Annotated in this window: 13 protein-coding genes and 3 pseudogenes; 7 read left to right on the top strand and 9 right to left on the bottom strand. The window is 60.4% G+C overall.

The features are described from left to right. Positions 1 to 39: 39 nt before the first annotated feature. From ACR0DO_RS10775 to ACR0DO_RS10765, 3 genes are all read right to left on the bottom strand, one after another. Positions 40 to 1,410, bottom strand: coding sequence for an HlyD family type I secretion periplasmic adaptor subunit (locus tag ACR0DO_RS10775; protein WP_480558605.1), 1,371 nt, complete (start codon positions 1,408 to 1,410; stop codon positions 40 to 42). Then, positions 1,407 to 3,137, bottom strand: coding sequence for a type I secretion system permease/ATPase (locus ACR0DO_RS10770; protein ID WP_480558603.1), 1,731 nt, complete (start codon positions 3,135 to 3,137; stop codon positions 1,407 to 1,409). Before ACR0DO_RS10770 ends, ACR0DO_RS10775 begins: the two co-directional genes overlap by 4 nt. Before the next feature lie 62 nt (positions 3,138 to 3,199). Beyond that, entirely contained in the window at positions 3,200 to 6,853 is a 3,654-nt protein-coding gene (locus ACR0DO_RS10765; RefSeq protein ID WP_480558601.1) for a beta strand repeat-containing protein, read from the bottom strand. Positions 6,854 to 7,191: 338 nt separating this feature from the next. On the opposite strand from ACR0DO_RS10765, the gene ACR0DO_RS10760 reads away from it, so the two are divergent. The 7 genes from ACR0DO_RS10760 (at position 7,192) to ACR0DO_RS10730 (ending at position 15,025) form a co-directional block, all read left to right on the top strand. Continuing rightward, positions 7,192 to 8,112: a LysR family transcriptional regulator gene (locus ACR0DO_RS10760; RefSeq protein WP_480558599.1), complete on the top strand. Its 921-nt coding sequence runs from the start codon at positions 7,192 to 7,194 to the stop codon at positions 8,110 to 8,112. 325 nt (positions 8,113 to 8,437) lie between these two features. Continuing rightward, the gene (locus tag ACR0DO_RS10755; RefSeq protein ID WP_480558597.1) at positions 8,438 to 10,021 is read left to right on the top strand and encodes an ABC transporter substrate-binding protein; all 1,584 of its coding nucleotides are present in this window, start codon (positions 8,438 to 8,440) and stop codon (positions 10,019 to 10,021) included. 65 nt (positions 10,022 to 10,086) lie between these two features. Continuing rightward, positions 10,087 to 11,181, top strand: a complete 1,095-nt coding sequence (locus ACR0DO_RS10750) for a M24 family metallopeptidase (RefSeq protein ID WP_480558595.1) — start codon at positions 10,087 to 10,089, stop codon at positions 11,179 to 11,181. Then, a complete protein-coding gene (locus tag ACR0DO_RS10745; RefSeq protein ID WP_170446484.1) occupies positions 11,181 to 12,188 on the top strand; it encodes an ABC transporter permease subunit in 1,008 nt (335 codons plus the stop codon). The genes ACR0DO_RS10750 and ACR0DO_RS10745 overlap by 1 nt, the downstream gene beginning before the upstream one ends. Beyond that, on the top strand, positions 12,188 to 13,090 hold the full coding sequence (locus ACR0DO_RS10740; protein ID WP_170446482.1) for an ABC transporter permease subunit: 903 nt from the start codon (positions 12,188 to 12,190) through the stop codon (positions 13,088 to 13,090). The genes ACR0DO_RS10745 and ACR0DO_RS10740 overlap by 1 nt, the downstream gene beginning before the upstream one ends. Before the next feature lie 4 nt (positions 13,091 to 13,094). Continuing rightward, positions 13,095 to 14,072 carry an ABC transporter ATP-binding protein gene (locus tag ACR0DO_RS10735; protein ID WP_480558593.1) on the top strand — a complete coding sequence of 326 codons (978 nt, stop codon included), beginning with the start codon at positions 13,095 to 13,097 and terminating at the stop codon, positions 14,070 to 14,072. After that, positions 14,069 to 15,025, top strand: coding sequence for an ABC transporter ATP-binding protein (locus ACR0DO_RS10730; protein ID WP_480558591.1), 957 nt, complete (start codon positions 14,069 to 14,071; stop codon positions 15,023 to 15,025). Before ACR0DO_RS10735 ends, ACR0DO_RS10730 begins: the two co-directional genes overlap by 4 nt. Positions 15,026 to 15,031: 6 nt before the next feature. Here the strand turns inward: ACR0DO_RS10730 and ACR0DO_RS10725 are convergent, their stop codons facing one another. The 6 genes and pseudogenes from ACR0DO_RS10725 to ACR0DO_RS10700 all read right to left on the bottom strand — a co-directional run. Further along, positions 15,032 to 15,706: a GntR family transcriptional regulator gene (locus ACR0DO_RS10725; protein ID WP_170446476.1), complete on the bottom strand. Its 675-nt coding sequence runs from the start codon at positions 15,704 to 15,706 to the stop codon at positions 15,032 to 15,034. Between the two features lie 257 nt (positions 15,707 to 15,963). Further along, positions 15,964 to 16,805, bottom strand: a pseudogene (locus ACR0DO_RS10720) (fumarylacetoacetate hydrolase family protein). Between the two features lie 18 nt (positions 16,806 to 16,823). Beyond that, positions 16,824 to 16,967, bottom strand: a complete 144-nt coding sequence (locus tag ACR0DO_RS10715) for an SDR family oxidoreductase (RefSeq protein ID WP_480558588.1) — start codon at positions 16,965 to 16,967, stop codon at positions 16,824 to 16,826. 8 nt (positions 16,968 to 16,975) lie between these two features. After that, a complete protein-coding gene (locus ACR0DO_RS10710) occupies positions 16,976 to 18,478 on the bottom strand; it encodes an aldehyde dehydrogenase (NADP(+)) (protein ID WP_480558586.1) in 1,503 nt (500 codons plus the stop codon). A 13-nt stretch (positions 18,479 to 18,491) separates the two neighbouring features. Beyond that, positions 18,492 to 18,734, bottom strand: a pseudogene (locus tag ACR0DO_RS10705) (fumarylacetoacetate hydrolase family protein); the annotation flags it as partial. Then, positions 18,734 to 18,970 (bottom strand): annotated as a pseudogene (locus tag ACR0DO_RS10700) (DDE-type integrase/transposase/recombinase); the annotation flags it as partial. The pseudogenes ACR0DO_RS10705 and ACR0DO_RS10700, both read right to left, overlap by 1 nt.

Below are 18,970 nucleotides of genomic sequence, written 5' to 3'. Positions count from 1 at the left end.
GAATGCCTGTGCCTATTTATTAGGCACAGGCGAGCGAACTCATTCGATGAACGTTCTGGCCAGCCGGTCGCTGATCGGTTGCGACAGATAGCTGATCACCGCACGTTCGCCGGTATTGACGAACAGATCGGCAGGCATACCGGGCACCAGTTCCAGCGCGGCAACGTCCTGCGGTTGCTCGGTATCCAGCTTGACCCGCGCCTTGTAGTAAGTCTCGCCAGTGCGGTCATCCTCAAGCGCATCTGCCGAAATGTCGAATATCCGACCAGTGGCCTCGGGCACATCCGCCTGCGCAAAGGCCGAGAGACGGATGCGGGTGGACTGACCGATCCGCAGCTTGTCTATATCTCCGGTCTTGACCCGCGCCTCGACAATAAGCGCCTGATCGGCGGGAACGATATCCATGATCGGCTCACCCGGGCGGATCACACCTCCGATGGTCGATACACCAAGGTTCACGACCCGTCCGCTGGTGGTCGCCAGAACCCGTGTCCGCTTCAGGCGTTTCAATGTCCCGGCAAATTGCGGACGAACCAAATCAAGCTGAGCCTCAACCACGGCCAGTTCCCCGGCGAGAACCTCATCGCGCAGTTTGTTCTGGCTGAGCAGCGACAGCTCCAATTCCCGCATCTGATCCTCGGCTTGCGCGATCTGGGTGCGCAACGAGGCGTCTACCCCGCCAAGCCGTTCCAGTTCGATTTGCCGTGCACTGACCCGCGTCACGGCCACCAAACCCTTGGCCAACAAGGCTTGCAGGTTGGTCAGTTCGGTCCGCGTGATCTCTTGCTGGTTCTTTGCGGCCTTTCGTTGCTCGTTCAGGCCTGCGATCTGATTGCGCAGCCCGGTGATGCGTTGCGCATTGATCTGTGCCTCGGTCCGGCGGGCTCTCGCCTCGGCGTCGAACAGTTGCTTTTGCGTCAAGTACGGAGACACCCAGTGCAAACGCTCCATCCCTTCGCGGAACCCGGACAAAGCGGTGGCCTCGTCAAATTCGGCCTGCCCGCTCATCTGCGCCAACAGGCGCGCACGGCGGACGGACAATTCGCCAAGCTGACTGCCTTGCACACTGAGATCGACGTCGATCTCGGTCGTGTCGAGCTGCACCAGAGGTTGCCCGGCCTCAACGAATTGCCCGTCTGCCACCAGAATGGACTGGATGATGCCGCCGTCCAGATGCTCGACCGTCTTGCGGTCTCCTTCTACCACGAAAGAGGCGGGCGCGACGACGGCCCCGTCCAGCTTCGAGGCGAAAGCCCAATAGGCGCTGCCCCCGACGAACACCGCCAGAGTGAACAGACCGAACAGCACATACCGCCCGATGCTTGAGGACGTATCGGTGATCTCTTGCAACTGTGCCTCGTGGAAACCGACGGCGTTGCGGGAAGGTTTATACTTGATCAGGTCCGTCATTGGGCCGCTCCTGCGATCTGAGTTTCATTTGCCGGGCGCTGAGCAGTCTGCAGCACGTTCCGGCTGTTCACCTTCAACACGTCCTGTTTGTCGCCAAACTGTGCCTGGCTGCCATTGCGCAGAACCAGCACCTTGTTGGCGGCCTGCAACGTGGCCGGGCGATGGGTCATCACGATCGCAATCGCGCCCCGTTCGTGCACGGCCAGCAGCGCATCGCGCAGGGCCTGCTCGCCCTCGGCATCCAGATCCGAGTTCGGTTCATCCAGAACCAGCACAAACGGATCGCCATACAGCGCCCGCGCCAGAGCCAGCCTCTGACGCTGACCGCCGGACAGAAAGAACCCCTGACCGATCCGGGTTTCGTAGCCATCAGGCAAGCTGCTGATCAATTCATGCACTCCGGCTTCTCGGGCCGCGCGCAGCACTTCGGCATCGTCGATGGCCGTTGAAAACCGGCCAATGTTTTCGCGAATGGTGCCGTCGAACAACTCTACATCCTGCGGCAGGTAACCGATCTGATTGCCCAAATCTTCGGCATTCCATTTCGACATCGGGCTGCCATCCAGCAAAACCTCACCCCGTTGCGGATGCCAGATGCCGGCCAGCATCTTGCCCAAGGTGGTCTTGCCCGACCCGCTCTGGCCGATGACGGCCAGAATGTCACCGGCTGTCAGACTGAAATCGATCCCGCGCAGCGTTGCGCTCAATGCTCGCGGGGGTGCCGCCTGCGCGATACGGACGTCCATAGATTTGAACGCACGCGGCAGATGCAGGTTGGGCGGCGTTTCGGCAAAATCCTCGGTCAGCCGTTTGATCTTGCTGTACGATCCACGCGCAGCCAGAAACGAGCGCCACTGGCCGATCAACTGATCGATCGGAGCCAGCGCACGGGCCAGAACGATGGTCGCGGCGATCATCACACCTGCGGTGGACTCTCCGGTGATCGCCAACGCAGCACCAAGGCCCAGAGCCGCAGATTGCAACCCCATTCGAATAGTCTTGGACATCACCGAAAAGCTGGCAATCCGATCTGCGGCGCGGGTTTTGTGGTTATGCGCGTCCGCCTGCAGGGCCGTCCATCGGCGCACCAGATCGCCTTTCATTCCCAACGCGTGAACAACTTCGGCGTTTCTGTCCCCGGTTTTGAACAAAGCATCTGAACGTCCGCGCGCCTGCGATGCCTGCCGCATCGGTTCACGGGCGCGGGCGTTGTTGATCAGCGCCATTGTGGTCAGGGTGAGTGCTCCGGCCAGACCCAACAGTCCCAGAAACGGGTGCAGAACATATAGCACCAACAGGTAAATCGGTATCCACGGCGCATCGAAGAAAGCGGTCAGGGTAGTGCCCGAAATGAACTCGCGAAAGCCGTTCACGTCCTCAACCAGGTTTTCTCCGGCTTCGTTTTCCCCCTGCACCCGGCGTTGCATGGCGGCACCAAGAACGGGGGCGCCGACGCTCAGCTCGAACCGGGCGGCCAGACGGCCCAGGATGCGCATCCGCATCAGGTCAAGGCAGGCGATCACGACAAAAACCCCGGCCAGCAGCAGCGACAGGGCAATCAGAGTATCGGCGTTTTGGCTGGTCAGCACGCGGTCGTAAACCTGTAGCATATACAGCGGTCCGGCCAGCATCAGAAGGTTCAGAAACAGGCTGAAGACCGCAACCGCAACAAAGCCTTTACGCAGCGACCCCCAGGCGGATTTGACGGGATTGGTGTTCTGGAACATGTCATGGGCCCTTTCCGGTATGGCAAACGGGGCGACCGAAAGACCGCCCCGTTGTTGCTTGTTTATGCGACGAAGTCGTCTTCATTCAGGTCAGCGCTGTTGACGCCGGCCAGACGGACCGAACCTGCGTCTCCAAAGGAGATCAGCGCGTCGTCGCCGTCCTGAGAGACGTTGACGTTGCCGCCAAAGTCAGGACCGAAGTCACCGAATTGCAGCTGGTCAATGCCAACCTCAAAGTCCTGAATGAGATCGTCCCCGAAATTGCCCGCAAAGACGAACGTGTCCTGGCCCGCGCCGCCGATCAGGATGTCATTGCCACCCTCACCGTTCAGCACATCATCACCGGCCTGACCGTTCAGGGTGTTGGCCCCTGAGTTGCCCGACAGGATATCATTGCCGCCATTCGGGCTGCCTGCATTGTTCGAGCCGTTGATGTTTTCGAAGCCGAACACCTGATCCAGTGTAGCCCCGTTCGGTGCGTTGACCGTGGCGACACCGTTGCCGTCTTCGTCAAGGTCGAGAACAACGCCCGGCCCTGCGGTGAACAGCGCAGTATCGATGCCTTCGCCACCGATGATGATGTCAGCCCCACCGAAAGAGTGGATGGCATCATTCCCGGCACCCCCGTCGAGCACGTTGAACTCGTTGTTGCCCAGGATCAGGTCATCCCCGCTGGAACCGACAACGTTTTCGAAGTCATCGACTTCGGCGACGATCTGACCGTTGACGATAATGGCAGCGTCCTGCGGGCCTTCATCACCATTGCCCGCTGCGTTCGGTGCAGGGCCGCTCAGGTCCAGATCAACGGTCACACCATCAAAGCCGGACACATCAATCGTGTCGCTGTCATCCGAGCCGACAACCCGCTCGATCGAGCGCAGAGTGTCGACCTCAATCTGGTTATCGATGACGTCCTGGCCGATGACACCGGTACCGCCTGTGGCTTGGGTATCCAGCGTGGCGCCTGCGTCGACCAGCGTGTCCTGCACGACCGCGCCATTCTGACCGGCGGGTGCATTGTGCAGGTGGATGGCCGAAACAACACCCGGGATCGGCGTGTTCAGGTCGGCCTCGTTCAGGCCAACGACGCTCAGTTCGCTGGAATAGGTGACGACACCCGTGTTCAGGTTCTGAGTGATGACGACTGTGGCCTGCCCGGTGGCTTCGCTGTCCGACAGCGGGCCCGGTTCCTGCGACGCGTCCAGACCACCGCTGAGCGTGACTGTCCGGATGCCGTTCACGGTTTCAACGCTGTCCACCAGCAGTTGCCCGCGGATTTCACCGCCCGGGAAATCCGAGGTGTGGATGTTGTAATACAGGTTGCCCAGGATCGCTTCCTCAACAAACCACGAGGGGTCCGGGATGTTCGATCCGAACTGGTCCGGGTCATCAACCACCGCATCGGTGACCGTGACGGTGAAGCCGGTGTCGCGGGTTGCGGTGCCATTGCCGTTGGCGTCCAGAGACACCTCGACCGCAACATCCAGATCCGAGAAATCGGCCGTGTCGATGCCGTCGCCGCCGTCGATGAAGTCATTACCCAGGCCACCGGTCAGAACATTGTCAGCTTCGCCTGCGATCAACACATCATCGCCCGCGCCACCGACGATGTCGCCGTTGGTGACGCCCAGATCAACGAAGATGTCATCGCCCGCGCCCAGAAGAACGTTGCCGTTGATCACGCCTTCGTCGTCATTGACGATGGTCACAGAGCCGGCATCCGACGCGTCGATTGCATTGACCGAGCCGCGAATCTCACCTTCGTTCAGGATTGCACCCAGAAGGTTCAAACCGCCATCCACGCGAATACCTGCGGCGGCGTCCGAATCTTCGGACCCGGCGATCAGGCCTTCGTTGACGACCACACCTGCAAAAGCCGCATCATCCTGGCTGGTGAACAGGCGCAGACCGTCTCCGACCTGATTGCCTTCAACCGCGTCGCCGCGCCCCTGAAAGGTGCCTTCGTTGACCACAACTGCGGATACAACGTCACCCGAGACATCGCCGGTTTGCAGCGAAACGGCCGAACCGTTATTGCCTTCGCCCGCATCGACGCGGCCGGTGTTGGTGAAGCTGTAATTGTCAGCCGTGCCATCGGCATAAACGGTGCCGTTGCGCTGGCTACCGGTGCCGAGGATGTCGCCTTCGTTCACGACCTCAAGCCCGTCACCGTCAATGTTCAGCGCCCGGCTGTCCGACGTCACGGTGCCACGGTTGACGAAGGAGCCACCTGCGTGATCACCTGTACCAAAGTACACACCGTTCTGAACACCCGCGAACAGGCCTGTTTCCTCGTTGACCAACTGGCCCTGGAAGTTGACGTTGTTCACAGCGCGGAACGCACCAACAGTGTTATTGGCGCCCTCAGACGTGACCGATCCGGTGTTGGTGATGGTGCCGGCAAACAGGGCAGGGCCAAAGCCGCCGCCTTCCAGGCGTGCCCCTTCCAGACGGATGCCGTCTCCGGCTGTGCCAAGACCGGCACCTGCGTTGCCCCGTCCGGCGATGGTGCCGTCGTTTGTGATCTCGACCTCGCCATTGCCATCTTCGGCCAGCGACAGCGAAATCCCCGCTCCGTCGTTATGTTCACCCGCGTCAATGCTGCCTGCCGCAAGGTTGTTGATCGAATAGTCGCGCGCCGTGTCGTCGGCATAGACAGTCCCGTTGCGCTGATCGCCGGTGCCCAGAATGTCTCCGCCATTGACCAGATCAACGCCCGAGCCGTCGATATTCACCGCCCGGCTGCCCGACTGGATGGTGCCAAAGTTCAGCACGTCCAGATCATGTTCACCGTTGCCAATGTACAGGCCATTGCGCGGGCCTTCGATCACACCGGTCGAGGTGTTCAGGATTTCGCCTTCGGTGTTTGCACCATCTGCAATGCGGATACCGGCGGCGGTGCCCTGATTGCTCTCGGTCGAGATCAGGCCGCTGTTGACGATTTCGGTTTCCAGAATAATGCCTTCCGCGCCATCATCGATGCGGATCCCGTCCCCGGCCAGCGCGGTGTTTGACGCGGCCTGACCTCGGCCCTGAATGGTTGCGCCAAAACCGTTGAACACATCGGTCTCCACGCGGTCGCCGACCTCGTCACCGACCTGCAGCGAAATACCGGCGCCCTGGTTGCCTTCACCCGCATCAATGGTGCCGCCCGTGAAGTTCGAGATCGAAACATCTTCGGCGGTGCTGTTGGTGTAGATCGTACCGTTGCGCTGATCGCCGGTGCCGATGATGTCGCCGAAGTTGCGCACATCGATGCCCTGGCCCTGAATGTCGACTGCGCGACTGTCTGAGCTGATCACGCCGCCGCGGAAGTTATCGAGGCTGCCCGAACTGCCTGCACCCGCAAACTGCACACCGTTGAACTCACCCGCGATCTCGCCAAAGTTGCGGACCGAGGCGCTGCCGGTAACCTGAACCCCGGTGGCCAACGCGTCGGGGCCAGAGTTGGCCTCGATCCGGCCCGAGCGGAAGTTGAAAACATCGACATCCTGACCCTGCGCCAGAACCGCCGCGACCGCGTTATTGGTGACGATTTCTCCGAAGTTCAGCAGACGCGAGAAATCATTGGCCAGAACAAAGGCCGGAGTGTCATCGACAACGGTGCTTTGGAAGAAGTTGTTAATAAGGGTTTGGCCATCGCGGGATGTCTCTTGGGCCAGTGAGGACGTGGTCAAAAGACGGGCGCGTAAGCCTTCAAGGAATTGGGACAGCATGGGGAACTCCATCATGGGTTTGCAATTTGCGGCCCGCCCGCTGGTCTGGGCGCTCCACGTAGCAAAGGGGTAGTCACCGCTGCCGGTCAGCTAAAATTCATCCTGCGAATTGGGGGTATAACCAAAGCAAATAGTCACGGCTTCCGTGATAGCTGGTTTCAGCGCAATGCGTGTTTTCAACAGGTTACGTGACCTCCGGCAAACACGCAGAGCTATTCAGTGGCGCGTTTTGACGGTTTTGTCAGTGATTGTGATCCGGATTTCCTTCTGCTGTGTCCAGGTCGGCGTATGTTAAGACCATCCCCGCGGGGTCGAAAAAGCAGCACCGGTTTACGGCCATGAATTTCAGAGATTTGGAATATGTCCTCGCCATCGCCAAACATGGCCAGTTCAGCCAGGCCGCCGTGGCCTGCAATGTCTCGCAGCCCGCCTTGTCCAATCAGGTCAAAAAGCTCGAGCAGGATTTGGGGACCGACCTGTTTCTGCGCCTCAACAATGAGGTGCGCCCGACCGCCTGCGGTGATCGCGTGATCGCAATTGCCGAGCGCATTCTGAAAGACGCCCAGAACATCCGGGACACCGCGACCCAGTTCCGTGACCCCGAGGCCGTCCCGTTCCACGTGGGTATGACCCCGACACTGGCCCCATATCTGACGCAGTATTTCTCGGAGTTGTTCAGCACGCTGTTCCCCAACATGCGTGTAACGATGGTTGAAGACCTGCCGCAGAACATGTTGCAAATGGTCGAAGATCACGCTCTGGACGTAGCCCTGGTGGCCAAGGCCAACACCGCGGCGACGCTTGATTTTACTTCGATCTGGACCGAGCCCCTGTTTCTGGCCGTCCGCGAGGGGCACCCGCTGTGCCATCTGCCGTCCATCGCGCCCGAGGACGTGCCCCCCCATGATTTTATCCGGTTACCGCACAGCTTTGGCTATGAGCTGGAAGACCGCCTGCCCAAATCGGACCCCTCGCGCCGGGCCAGCAAACGGTTCGACCTGAGCGCCCTGCGGTTCGAGACGATCTGCCGCCATATCTGCCACTCGGACGATTGCACCATTGTCTCGGCGCTGGCGGCTGAACAGTTCAGGCGTGACAAGTGGCCGCTGTGCTTTGTGCCCTTCGATGCACCCGGCAACATGCGCGATCTGGGGGCGGTAACGCGCCGCGGCTGTCCGCGCCGGCCGCTGCTGGACCGCATCGGTGCCTTTATCAATGAAAAACCGCCCGTGGGTGTCACACCAACCTTTTCCGGGTGAAATCCCGCCGAAAGTCGTGACCTCGCCCGGCGGGCACACAACTGACAGCCCAAAACCTGCATCTTAAACACTCGTTTTCAGACGGGTTTGTGCAGTTCGTCGGTCTGAAATTCTTCTTGCCCATATGTTCCAAAAGGCCGAACTTATCAGAGTATCCAGCCTGTTTGCCGACGGCCCGCAACTACGCGCGCAAGCCGGTTGACAATGGATTTTGTATTTTGGATACATTGGCCAGAGATTTCGCGGCGAACAGAGTCGTACAAGAATGCTCTGGCCACAAAGAGCAACGCGAATGTCTGAATAAAATCATTTCTGGGAGACCCACATGAAACTGAAATTAATGGCCGCAACTGCTGCGATCGCCCTGTCGGCTGCTGCAGCACAGGCGAACACGCTGGTCTATTGCTCGGAAGGCTCGCCCGAAGGGTTCGACCCGGCGCTGTTCACCGCCGGCACGACCTTTGATGCCTCTTCGCACCCGATCTACAACCGCCTGCTCGAGTTCGAAACCGGCACCACCAACGTGATCCCCGGTCTGGCCGAAAGCGTCGAAGCCAGCGATGACGGTCTGGAATACACCTTCAAGCTGCGTCAGGGCGTCAAGTTCCATTCGAACGACGAATTCACCCCGACGCGCGACTTCAACGCTGATGACGTGATCTTCTCGTTCATGCGCCAGAAGGACGATGGTCACCCGTACAACCAGATTTCGGGCGGCACATGGGAGTACTTCAAGGGCATGGGCATGCCGGAACTGGTCGAGTCCATCGAGAAGGTCGACGACTACACCGTGAAATTCACCCTGACCAAGCCCGAGGCGCCTTTTGTCGCCAACATGGCGATGGATTTCGCCTCGATCCTGTCCGCCGAATACGCGGATGCGATGATGGCAGCGGGCACGCCTGAAAAGCTGAACACCGCGCCGATCGGCACCGGTCCGTTCTCGTTCGTGGCCTATCAGAAGGACGCGGTGATCCGCTATGCGCAGAATGCCGACTACTGGAAAGACCCGGCAGCGGTTGAGAACCTGATCTTTGCGATCACGCCTGACGCATCGGTGCGCTATCAAAAGCTGAAGGCCGGCGAATGCCACATCATGCCTTATCCGAACCCCGCCGATATTCAGGCGATGAAGGATGACGGCGACATCAACATGATGGAGCAAGAGGGCCTGAACGTCGGCTATCTGGCCTACAACACCACCATGGAGCCGTTCGACAATCCGAACGTCCGCAAGGCGCTGAACATGGCAATCGACAAGAATGCCATCATCGACGTGGTGTTCCAGGGCTCGGGCCAGGTTGCAAAGAACCCGATTCCGCCGACCATGTGGGGCTATAACGACGCCATCACCGACGACGCCTATGATCCCGAAGCGGCCAAGGCAATGCTGGAGGCCGAAGGGGTTTCCGATCTGTCGATGAAGATCTGGGCAATGCCGGTTCAGCGTCCGTACAACCCGAACGCACGTCGTATGGCCGAACTGATCCAGGCGGACTTCGCCAAGGTTGGTGTGGACGTCGAAATCGTATCCTATGAATGGGGCGAGTACCTGTCGCGCTCGAAAGAGCTGAACCGTGATGGTGCTGTTCTGCTGGGCTGGACCGGTGACAATGGCGACCCAGACAACTTCCTGGCGGTGCTGCTGGGCTGTGATGGTCGCGAAGCTTCGAACCGCGCACAGTGGTGCCACCAGCCGTTCGATGACCTGATCCTGCAGGCCAAGCAGACCACCGATCCCGCAGAGCGCACCAAACTGTACGAAGACGCTCAGGTGATCTTCAAAGAGCAGGCGCCCTGGGCGACCATCGCTCACTCGGTTGTCTTCATGCCGATGCGCAATGAAGTGCAGGGCTATAAGGTGCACCCGCTGGGCGGCCACATCTTCTATGATGTAAGCGTCGAGTAAATCACCACTCACTGGCCGGAGCCGCCCTTGGCGGCTCCGGTTTTCTATTTTGGAGGTCGGCGTCAATGCCGGATTTGTCCGAGTACCGTCAACTGGCAAAGGACATGTCAGTGGATGCCGTGGCGCTTGTGCCCGGTCCGAATTTCACCCGCGCTTTGGAAAAACCCTTCATGAGCCACGAACGGCCCTTTGTGGTCGTGATCCCGGCCGATGGGGCGCCAGCTGCGGTAGTCCCCAATCTTGAGCTTGGTTCATGGGAACTGGTCGGGTTCGAAGGCGCTGTCTTCGACTGGTTCGATCAAACCGGCTATGACGATGCATTTGCCGCGCTGGCCGATCACATGCCGCTGACATCGCTGGCTGTCGAAGGGCAGGTGATGCGGGTCTTCGTGTCCAAGGCTTTCACCAACGCGCTGCCGGGCTTGCGCATTGTCGATGCCGAGCGTGAGATTTCCGGCCTGCGGATCTGCAAAACCGACGCCGATATCGCGGCGATGCAGGCCGCGGTAGACATCTCGGAACGTGCCCTGGAGCGGGTGATCGCCGATGTACGCGTGGGTCAGACCGAAGTTCAGATCGAGCAAGCCCTCGTTCAGGCCCTGTTTGCTGAAGGAGCGGCCTCGCTGGCCTTTGCGCCGATCGTCGCGGCAGGGGACAACTCGGCGCGGCCCCACGGCAAGGCACGCGCGGATTACCGGATCAAGCCGGGTGACGCGCTACTCTTTGATTTCGGCGCCCGCAAACACGGGTTCGCCGCCGACATTACCCGAACCTTCTTTGTTGCCGAAGCCTCGGACGAGGGAAGGGACGTCTACGACACCGTACTGCGCGCCAACCTCGCCGGATTCGCGGCCTGTCGCCCCGGCGTCACTGCCCATGATATCGATGACGCGGTGATCGGCGTGCTCGAGGCCTCGCCCTATGCAGACCGCATCCGCACCAAAACCGGTCACGGGCTGGGCCGCGACGTGCACGAAGCACCGTACATAATGCGCGGAAATAACCAGAAAATCCTGCCCGGTATGGTCTGGACCAATGAACCGGGGCTTTATGAACTGGACAATTTCGGCGTACGCATAGAAGATGTAGTGCTTGTAACGCAGGATGGCTGCCAGTCTCTGACCAGCTTTCCCAAAGATCTCACAATCATAGGTCGCTGATGTTTGGCTACTTACTCACACGCCTCGGCATGTTCGTTCCGACATTTCTGGGCGTAACGCTGATTTCCTTCATGTTCATCCGGGTCCTGCCGGGCGATCCCATCATCGTCATGGCCGGTGAACGCGGCATGACCGAAGAACGCTATCAGGAAATGGTCGAGAAGCTCGGCTTCAACAAACCGGTCCTGCAGCAATACTGGGATTACCTCGTCGGCGTCATGCACGGCGATCTGGGTGAAAGCTTTGTCACCAAGAAACCGGTCTGGGACGAATTCTTTGCTCTGTTCCCTGCAACATTGGAATTGTCGATCTGCGCGATGATCTTTGCCGTGGCGCTTGGATTGCCTGCCGGTGTGATCGCAGCGGTCAACCGCGGCAAGTTCTTTGACCGGGCGCTGATGTCCTCGGCGCTGGTCGGGTATTCGATGCCGATTTTCTGGTGGGCGCTGCTGCTGATCATCGTGTTCTCGGGCAATCTGGGCTGGACGCCGGTCTCGGGCCGGATCGACCTGCTGTACTATTTCCCCAGTGTCACCGGGTTCATGCTGATCGACAGTCTGCTGTCGGGGCAGGCCGGAGCGTTCGGCTCAGCCGTCCGTCACCTGATCTTGCCGACCATCGTTCTGGGGACCATCCCGCTGGCGGTGATCGCGCGCCAGACACGCTCGGCCATGTTGGAGGTACTGGGCGAGGACTACATCCGCACCGCCCGCGCCAAAGGCCTTTCACCATCACGGATCAACGGGTTGCACGCACTGCGCAACGCCCTGATCCCGGTGATTACCGTGATCGGTCTGTCTGTCGGCACTCTGCTGGCGGGCGCAATCCTGACCGAAACAATCTTTAGCTGGCCCGGCATCGGCAAGTGGATGGTCGACAGTATTTTCCGCCGCGACTACCCCGTGGTTCAGGGCGGCCTGCTGATGATCGCCGTGATCGTGATGCTGGTGAACCTGCTGGTCGATGTCCTTTACGGCATCATCAACCCCAAAATCCGGAGGCGGTGATGGCTGAACTGTCTGCAAACGCACCTAAAACCGAAGACCGCCCCAGCGCCCTGCGCGAGTTTTGGTACTACTTCAGTGAAAACCGCGGCGCGGTATTCGGGTTGTGGGTGTTCACGGCCTTTGTCTTCTGCGCTGCTTTCGCGCCGCTGCTGGCGCCCTATGACCCGACCGAGCAATTCCGCAACCACATTCTGCAACCACCGGCGTGGCAGGAAGGCGGCAGCTGGGCTTTCCCGCTGGGCACCGACCCATTGGGCCGGGATATGCTGTCACGGCTGATCATGGGATCGCGCTATTCCTTCTTTGTCGGCATCGTCGTGGTCTGTGTGGCCGTGACGGGCGGCGTGATCATTGGCCTGCTGTCCGGCTTCGCTCCGAAATGGGTCGATACGCTGATCATGCGGGTGATGGATATCATCCTGTCCTTCCCCTCGCTGCTGCTGGCGCTGGTGCTGGTGGCCATCCTTGGCCCGTCGCTGACCAACGCGATGATCGCCATCGCCATCGTGTTCCAGCCGCATTATGTGCGCCTGACCCGCGCCTCGGTGCTGTCGGAGCGGCAGAAAGACTACGTCACCTCGGCCCGCGTGGCCGGCGCAGGCAAGGCGCGGCTGATGTTCAAAACCGTGCTGCCAAACTGTCTGGCGCCGATCATCGTGCAGGCGGCGCTGTCGTTCTCGACCGCCATTCTGGACGCCGCCGCCCTTGGCTTTCTGGGCATGGGCGCACAGCCGCCCACGCCGGAATGGGGCACCATGCTGGCCGAAGCGCGTGAGTTCATTCTGCGCGCCTGGTGGGTGGTGACCTTCCCCGGCCTTGCCATTCTGGTCACGGTGCTGGCCATCAACCTGATGGGCGACGGTCTGCGCGACGCGCTGGACCCGAAACTGAAGCGGAGCTAACGACATGAGCCTGTTGGATATCCGAAACCTCACCGTCGAATTCGCCACCGCTTCGGGCAAGTTCCGCGCCGTGGACGGGGTGGACCTGTCCGTCGACAAAGGCGAGCTGATGGCCATCGTCGGCGAAAGCGGCTCGGGCAAATCCGTGTCGATGCTGGCGCTGATGGGCCTGCTGCCTTGGACCGCTACGATCACTGCCGATCAGCTGAGCTTCGAGGGCATCGACCTCACCAAAATCTCGGCCCGCGACCGGCGCAATATCATCGGCAAAGACATCGCCATGATCTTTCAGGAGCCGATGTCGTCGCTGAACCCCTGTTTCACGGTCGGCTTCCAGATCAAGGAAGCGCTGCGTATCCATTTGGGTTTGAACCGCAAAGACCGACACCAACGCGCGATTGAGCTGTTCGATCAGGTCGGTATTCCCGCCCCGGAAAGCCGTCTGAACACCTTTCCGCACCAGATGTCGGGCGGGATGAACCAGCGGGTGATGATCGCCATGGCCATCGCCTGCACGCCCAAGCTGCTGATCGCGGATGAGCCGACAACGGCGCTGGACGTGACCATTCAGGCGCAGATTCTGGATTTGCTGGTCCGGCTGCGCGATGAGCAGGGCATGGGGCTGGTGCTGATCACCCATGACATGGGTGTGGTTGCTGAGACGGCCGAGCGGGTACAGGTTCAATATGCCGGCCAAAAAGTCGAGGAACAGCCCGTCAAGGACCTGTTCCGCACGCCGCGCCATCCTTACACTTCGGCGCTTCTGAGCGCATTGCCGGAGAGGGCGACATCCAAGATGCTGCCGACCATTCCCGGCGTCGTGCCGGGGCAGTTCGACCGGCCCAAAGGCTGCCTCTTCAGCCCCAGATGCCAGTACGCGGACGATCTCTGCCGGTCCTTGCCACCAACCCCGCACAGCGCCGATTTCGGCAAGGCCCGATGCCACCATGTTGAAAAGATAACCGCCGGAGAAATGGCATGACCGCACCTATCGTTCAGGCCAACGCATTGGCCCGGCACTACATCGTCAAGGGCGGGTTGCTGTCGAAACCGGCGACGGTCAAGGCCCTGTCCGGCGTGGATTTCGACCTGAAACCGGGCAAGACGCTGGCTATTGTCGGAGAATCCGGTTGCGGAAAATCGACCCTCGCGCGCGTGGTGACGATGATCGAGGAGCCAACCTCGGGCCATCTGACTATCGATGGCGTCGATATCACGCCGACGAAATGGGCGCAGATGCGCGCAACCGTGCAGATCGTGTTTCAGGACCCTTACGGCTCGCTCAATCCGCGTCAGCGGATCGGACAGATCCTGCAGGAACCGCTGATCATCAACCGGCCCGACATGTCCGCCGCCGACCGCGAGGCGCGGGCACGCGAGATGATCGAACTCGTCGGTCTGCGCCCCGAGCATTACGACCGCTATCCGCATATGTTTTCGGGCGGGCAACGCCAGCGAATCGCAATCGCACGGGCACTTATGCTGAATCCCAAGGTTCTGGTGCTGGACGAGCCCGTCTCGGCGCTGGATGTCTCGATCCAGTCGCAGATTCTGAACCTGCTGGTCGAGTTGCAGGAACGTCTGAACCTGGCCTATCTGTTCATCTCACATGACCTGTCGGTGGTGAAACACTTCGCCGACGACGTGATTGTCATGTATCTGGGCCGGGCTGTCGAAAAGGCCTCAAAAGAGCAGCTGTTCGCGGCCCCTCAGCACCCCTATTCCAAGGCGCTGCTCTCGACCACGCCCCGGGCCGACCCCGAAGCGCGGAAAGAGCGGATCAAGCTGGAAGGTGAGTTGCCTTCACCGATGAACATTCCTCAGGGCTGCGCCTTTGCGCAACGCTGTTGGCTGGCGACCGAAGAATGCCGTGCCGCCCCGCCCGAACTGAGCGGTAAAACCCATCAGGTGGCCTGTCTGCATCCTCTGGATTGACCGGGCTTATTCGCCTCCGCGCGTGGCAATGACCATGTCCAGCAACTGGTCCTTGGTGCGCTGAATATGCCGGGTCAGCAGGGCGCAGGCGTCCTCGACCCGGCCGTCGCGGGCCAGTGACAACAGCTCTCGGTGGTCTTTCTTGGCCGGTTCGCGCTGTTCCATGACGCTGAGATGCATCCGGACATACCGGTCGGATTGCACATTGACCCGCTGTAGAATTTCATTGCTCAGACCGCGCCCGGCAGCCGCATAAAGCGCCATATGGTATTCGTTGTTGAGGCTGCCCCATCTGCCGACATCATAAGCGTCGTAGGATTTTTCCATGTCATCCAGAATCCGGTCGCATTCGATGAAATCGGCCGCGCTCATCTGTGGGATCGCGCGTTTGAACAGGTCCACTTCCAGCAAAACGCGCAGATCGAAAATCTCGCCGATTTCCGACAAGGAATGCTTGATGACCGATGCGCCGCGATTGTTGGTCAATTGCACAAGACCTTCGGCATCCAGCCGCTTCAGCGCCTCGCGGATCGGCATGCGAGAAACGTCATAGTCCTCGGCCAGCGCTTCCTGGCGGATGGTCTCGCCTTCAGCCATTTCACCGCTCAGAATCCGCTCGCGCAGGTCGTTGGTGATGACTTCGGGCAGGCTTTGTCGGGGGATCGCGCGGGTTCTGGGCATTCGGTCAGTCTCGGGTGCAGGCAACTTGTATCCAAAATACAAAATGAGTGATGGATTTCCAAGTCCCTTGCACGCCACGATTGCAATCAGGTGAAACACCGCATCTGGTGGCATGGCGGACGAAACTTCATCCCTGTTTCACATCCTTTGTCCAAACCGGTTTCAGGCGTTGGCCGAAATGGCCGGGATGATCGCTTGGTTGCAGAAAAAAGAAATCCCCGGTCATCTGACCGGGGCTTCTGTTTCAGTCCGGCGGGTCAGCCCTGCTCAACGTTCTGACGCTGCACACCCAACCCTTCGATAGCCAGCTCCATCTTGTCGCCAGGCTTCAGATAGGTCTGCGGGTTCTGCCCCATTCCCACGCCCGGAGGTGTTCCGGTCGAAATCACATCACCCGGTTGTAATGACATGAATTGCGACAGGTGCGAGATAACGGTGGCCACACCAAAATGCATCGTGTTTGTCGAGCCGTCCTGATAACGGTGGCCGTTCACCTCAAGATACATCGGCAGGTTATGCGGGTCGGCGATTTCATCCCGCGTCACCAGCCAAGGCCCGATCGGTCCGAACGTGTCCGCTGATTTGCCTTTGACCCACTGACCCGAGCGGTGCAGCTGAAAGTCACGCTCTGACAGGTCGTTGACGACGCAATACCCGGCCACATGGTCCAGCGCCTCGGCCTCGAACACGTATTTTGCCGTTTTGCCGATCACGACCCCCAAGTCGACCTCCCAATCGGTCTTGGCCGAGCCGCGCGGGATTTCGACAGTGTCGTTCGGGCCAACGATAGCAGAGGTGGCTTTGAAAAAGATCACCGGTTCGGCGGGCAGCTCCATGCCGCTTTCGGCAGCGTGATCGGCATAGTTCAGACCGATGCAGATGAACTTGCCGACGTGACCGACACAGGCACCGATACGCGGGTCGCCCTCAACAACCGGCAGCCCGGCCAGGCCGAGCCCGCGCAAGCGCGCCAGACCCTCATCGCTTAGTACATCGCCCGCGATATCGCCGACAACGCCGGAAAGATCGCGGATATTGCCGTCCTCATCCAGCACTCCGGGCTTTTCCGCGCAACCTGGCCATAGCGTAAAAGCTTCATTTCCTGTTCCTTTTCAATTCAGGTGGTCCAGCCGCCCTCGATGGCAAAAGGCTGTCCTGCGGTGTAGTTGCTGGCGTCGCTTGCAAGATACCGCGCTGGTTCTGCCATTTCCTCGGCGGTTCGACTTCGACCCATCGGCTGGCGCGCGATGAGATCCGTCATCGGGTCTCTCACACATGTTCCGGCAGAAGATCGGTCGGCAGGTTCTGATAACAAACCGGCCGCAAAAAGCGCCGGATCGACAGGGTGCCGACCGAGGTTGCGCCGAAATTGGTCGAGGCGGGGTAGGGGCCGCCATGCACCATGCTGTCACAGACCTCGACACCGGTGGGGAAACCGTTGGCCAGCAGCCGTCCGGCCTTGCGTTCCAGCACAGGCACCAGTTTGCGCGCGGTGTCCGCATCCTCGGCGTCCATATGCAGGGTGCAGGTCAGTTGCCCTTCGACTGCGCGGGCGACGTCAGTCATCTGATCGACATCACGGGTTCGCACGATGATGCCGGTGGGGCCAAAGACCTCTTCATGCAGGCTGTCATCGGCCAGCCAATTGTCGCCGGAAACGACAAACAGGTTCGGGGCGGCGCTGCGGGGTGCGCTGTCTTGGCTGACGATCTGGGTGACCCCGACGCCTTCAGCGAATTGCGCCACGCCCTTGCGGTACGCGTCCGCGATACCGCTGGTCAGCATCGTTTGTTCGCCCGTCCCGGCCAATGCGGACTGCGCTGCCGCCTGCAGGGCGTCCGCGTCCGGTCCATCAACCACAATGGCGATGCCGGGATTGGTGCAGAACTGGCCCGCGCCCATGGTCAACGAACCGGCCCAACCGGCGCCGATTTCGGCGCCCCGCGCCGCAGCGGCTTTGGGCAGAACGAACATCGGGTTGACCGAGCCCAGCTCCCCAAAAAACGGGATGGGTTCGGGGCGTTGGGTGCAGATGTCAAACAGCGCGCGACCGGCGCGCAACGACCCGGTGAAACCGACGGCCCTGATCAGAGGATGCTGGGCCAGGGCCGTTCCGACCCCAATCCCGTCGCTTTGGATCAACGAGAACGTACCAGCGGGGGTGCCGGTTGCCTTGATTGCGGCATCAATCGCCTGCGCGACAATCTCACCGGTGCCGGGATGCGCCGGGTGGCCTTTGACAACCACGGGACAGCCCGCAGCCAGAGCCGCCGCCGTATCTCCACCGGCGACCGAGAACGCCAGCGGGAAGTTCGACGCCCCAAACACCGCAACCGGGCCTATCGGGCGCTGGATCATACGTAGGTCGGGGCGGGGCAGGGGCGCGCGCTCCGGCAGGGCGGGATCGTGGCGTTGGTCAAGATAGGCACCGGCTTCGATATGATCGGCAAACAGGCGCAATTGGCCAACAGTCCTGCCCCGCTCACCCTGCAGCCGCGCCTCGGGCAGGCCGGTTTCCTGGCACCCGATTTCGGTAATCGCATCGCCGCGCGCGTCAATCTCATCCGCGATCTTCCGCAGCAGCGCGGCCCGTTCAGCCCGCGTGGACCAGCCGAAAGTGGCAAAGGCCTCCTCTGCGGCCTGAACGGCGGCGTCCGCATGCGCAGGCGTCCCCACAGAGAAATCACGGCTTGGCCCATGTGCAGGGTCCGACGCGAAAGTGGCCTCGGTCCCGACCCATTCGCCGGAGATCAGGTGTTTTCCGGTCAACATGTTCAAATCTTCCTTAAATCAGCCCGCGCCGGGCGAGGTTTCGCATCAGGTGGGACGCCCCGAACTTCCATTCCGGGCATTCGGTCGACAGGCGCACCGTGTTGGCCAGCGCGCCCAGCTTGTCGCTTGAGATCGTGACGATATCACCCAGTTTATGGGTGAACCCATCCCCCGGAGTATCGCGATCCTGGGTCGGTGCAAAGAGGGTTCCAAGAAACAGCATCAGTCCGTTGGAATATTGGTGACGCCGCCCGATTATCCCGCCAGCTGGGCGAACTGCTGATACAGCAAGAGCCTGGGCGTGAACTGACCTTTCTCGATCATGTTGACCAGTTCAATTCCAGCCAGAGCGGATGCCGCTGAATCAAACGACTTGAATCTCAACATGGGCCGGATCCGACGTTTGATAAAACCGGTGGTCTTGTTCAATGATGTTGTTGAGAAACTTCCGCCTCACCATCTCGATTGGTACAGGGCAGCCAAAGCCAGTCG

It is taken from the genome of Ruegeria sp. AM9 (assembly GCF_056540565.1).
Note: the sequence above shows the minus strand (reverse complement) of the source record. Positions and strands in the feature narration are given on the sequence as shown.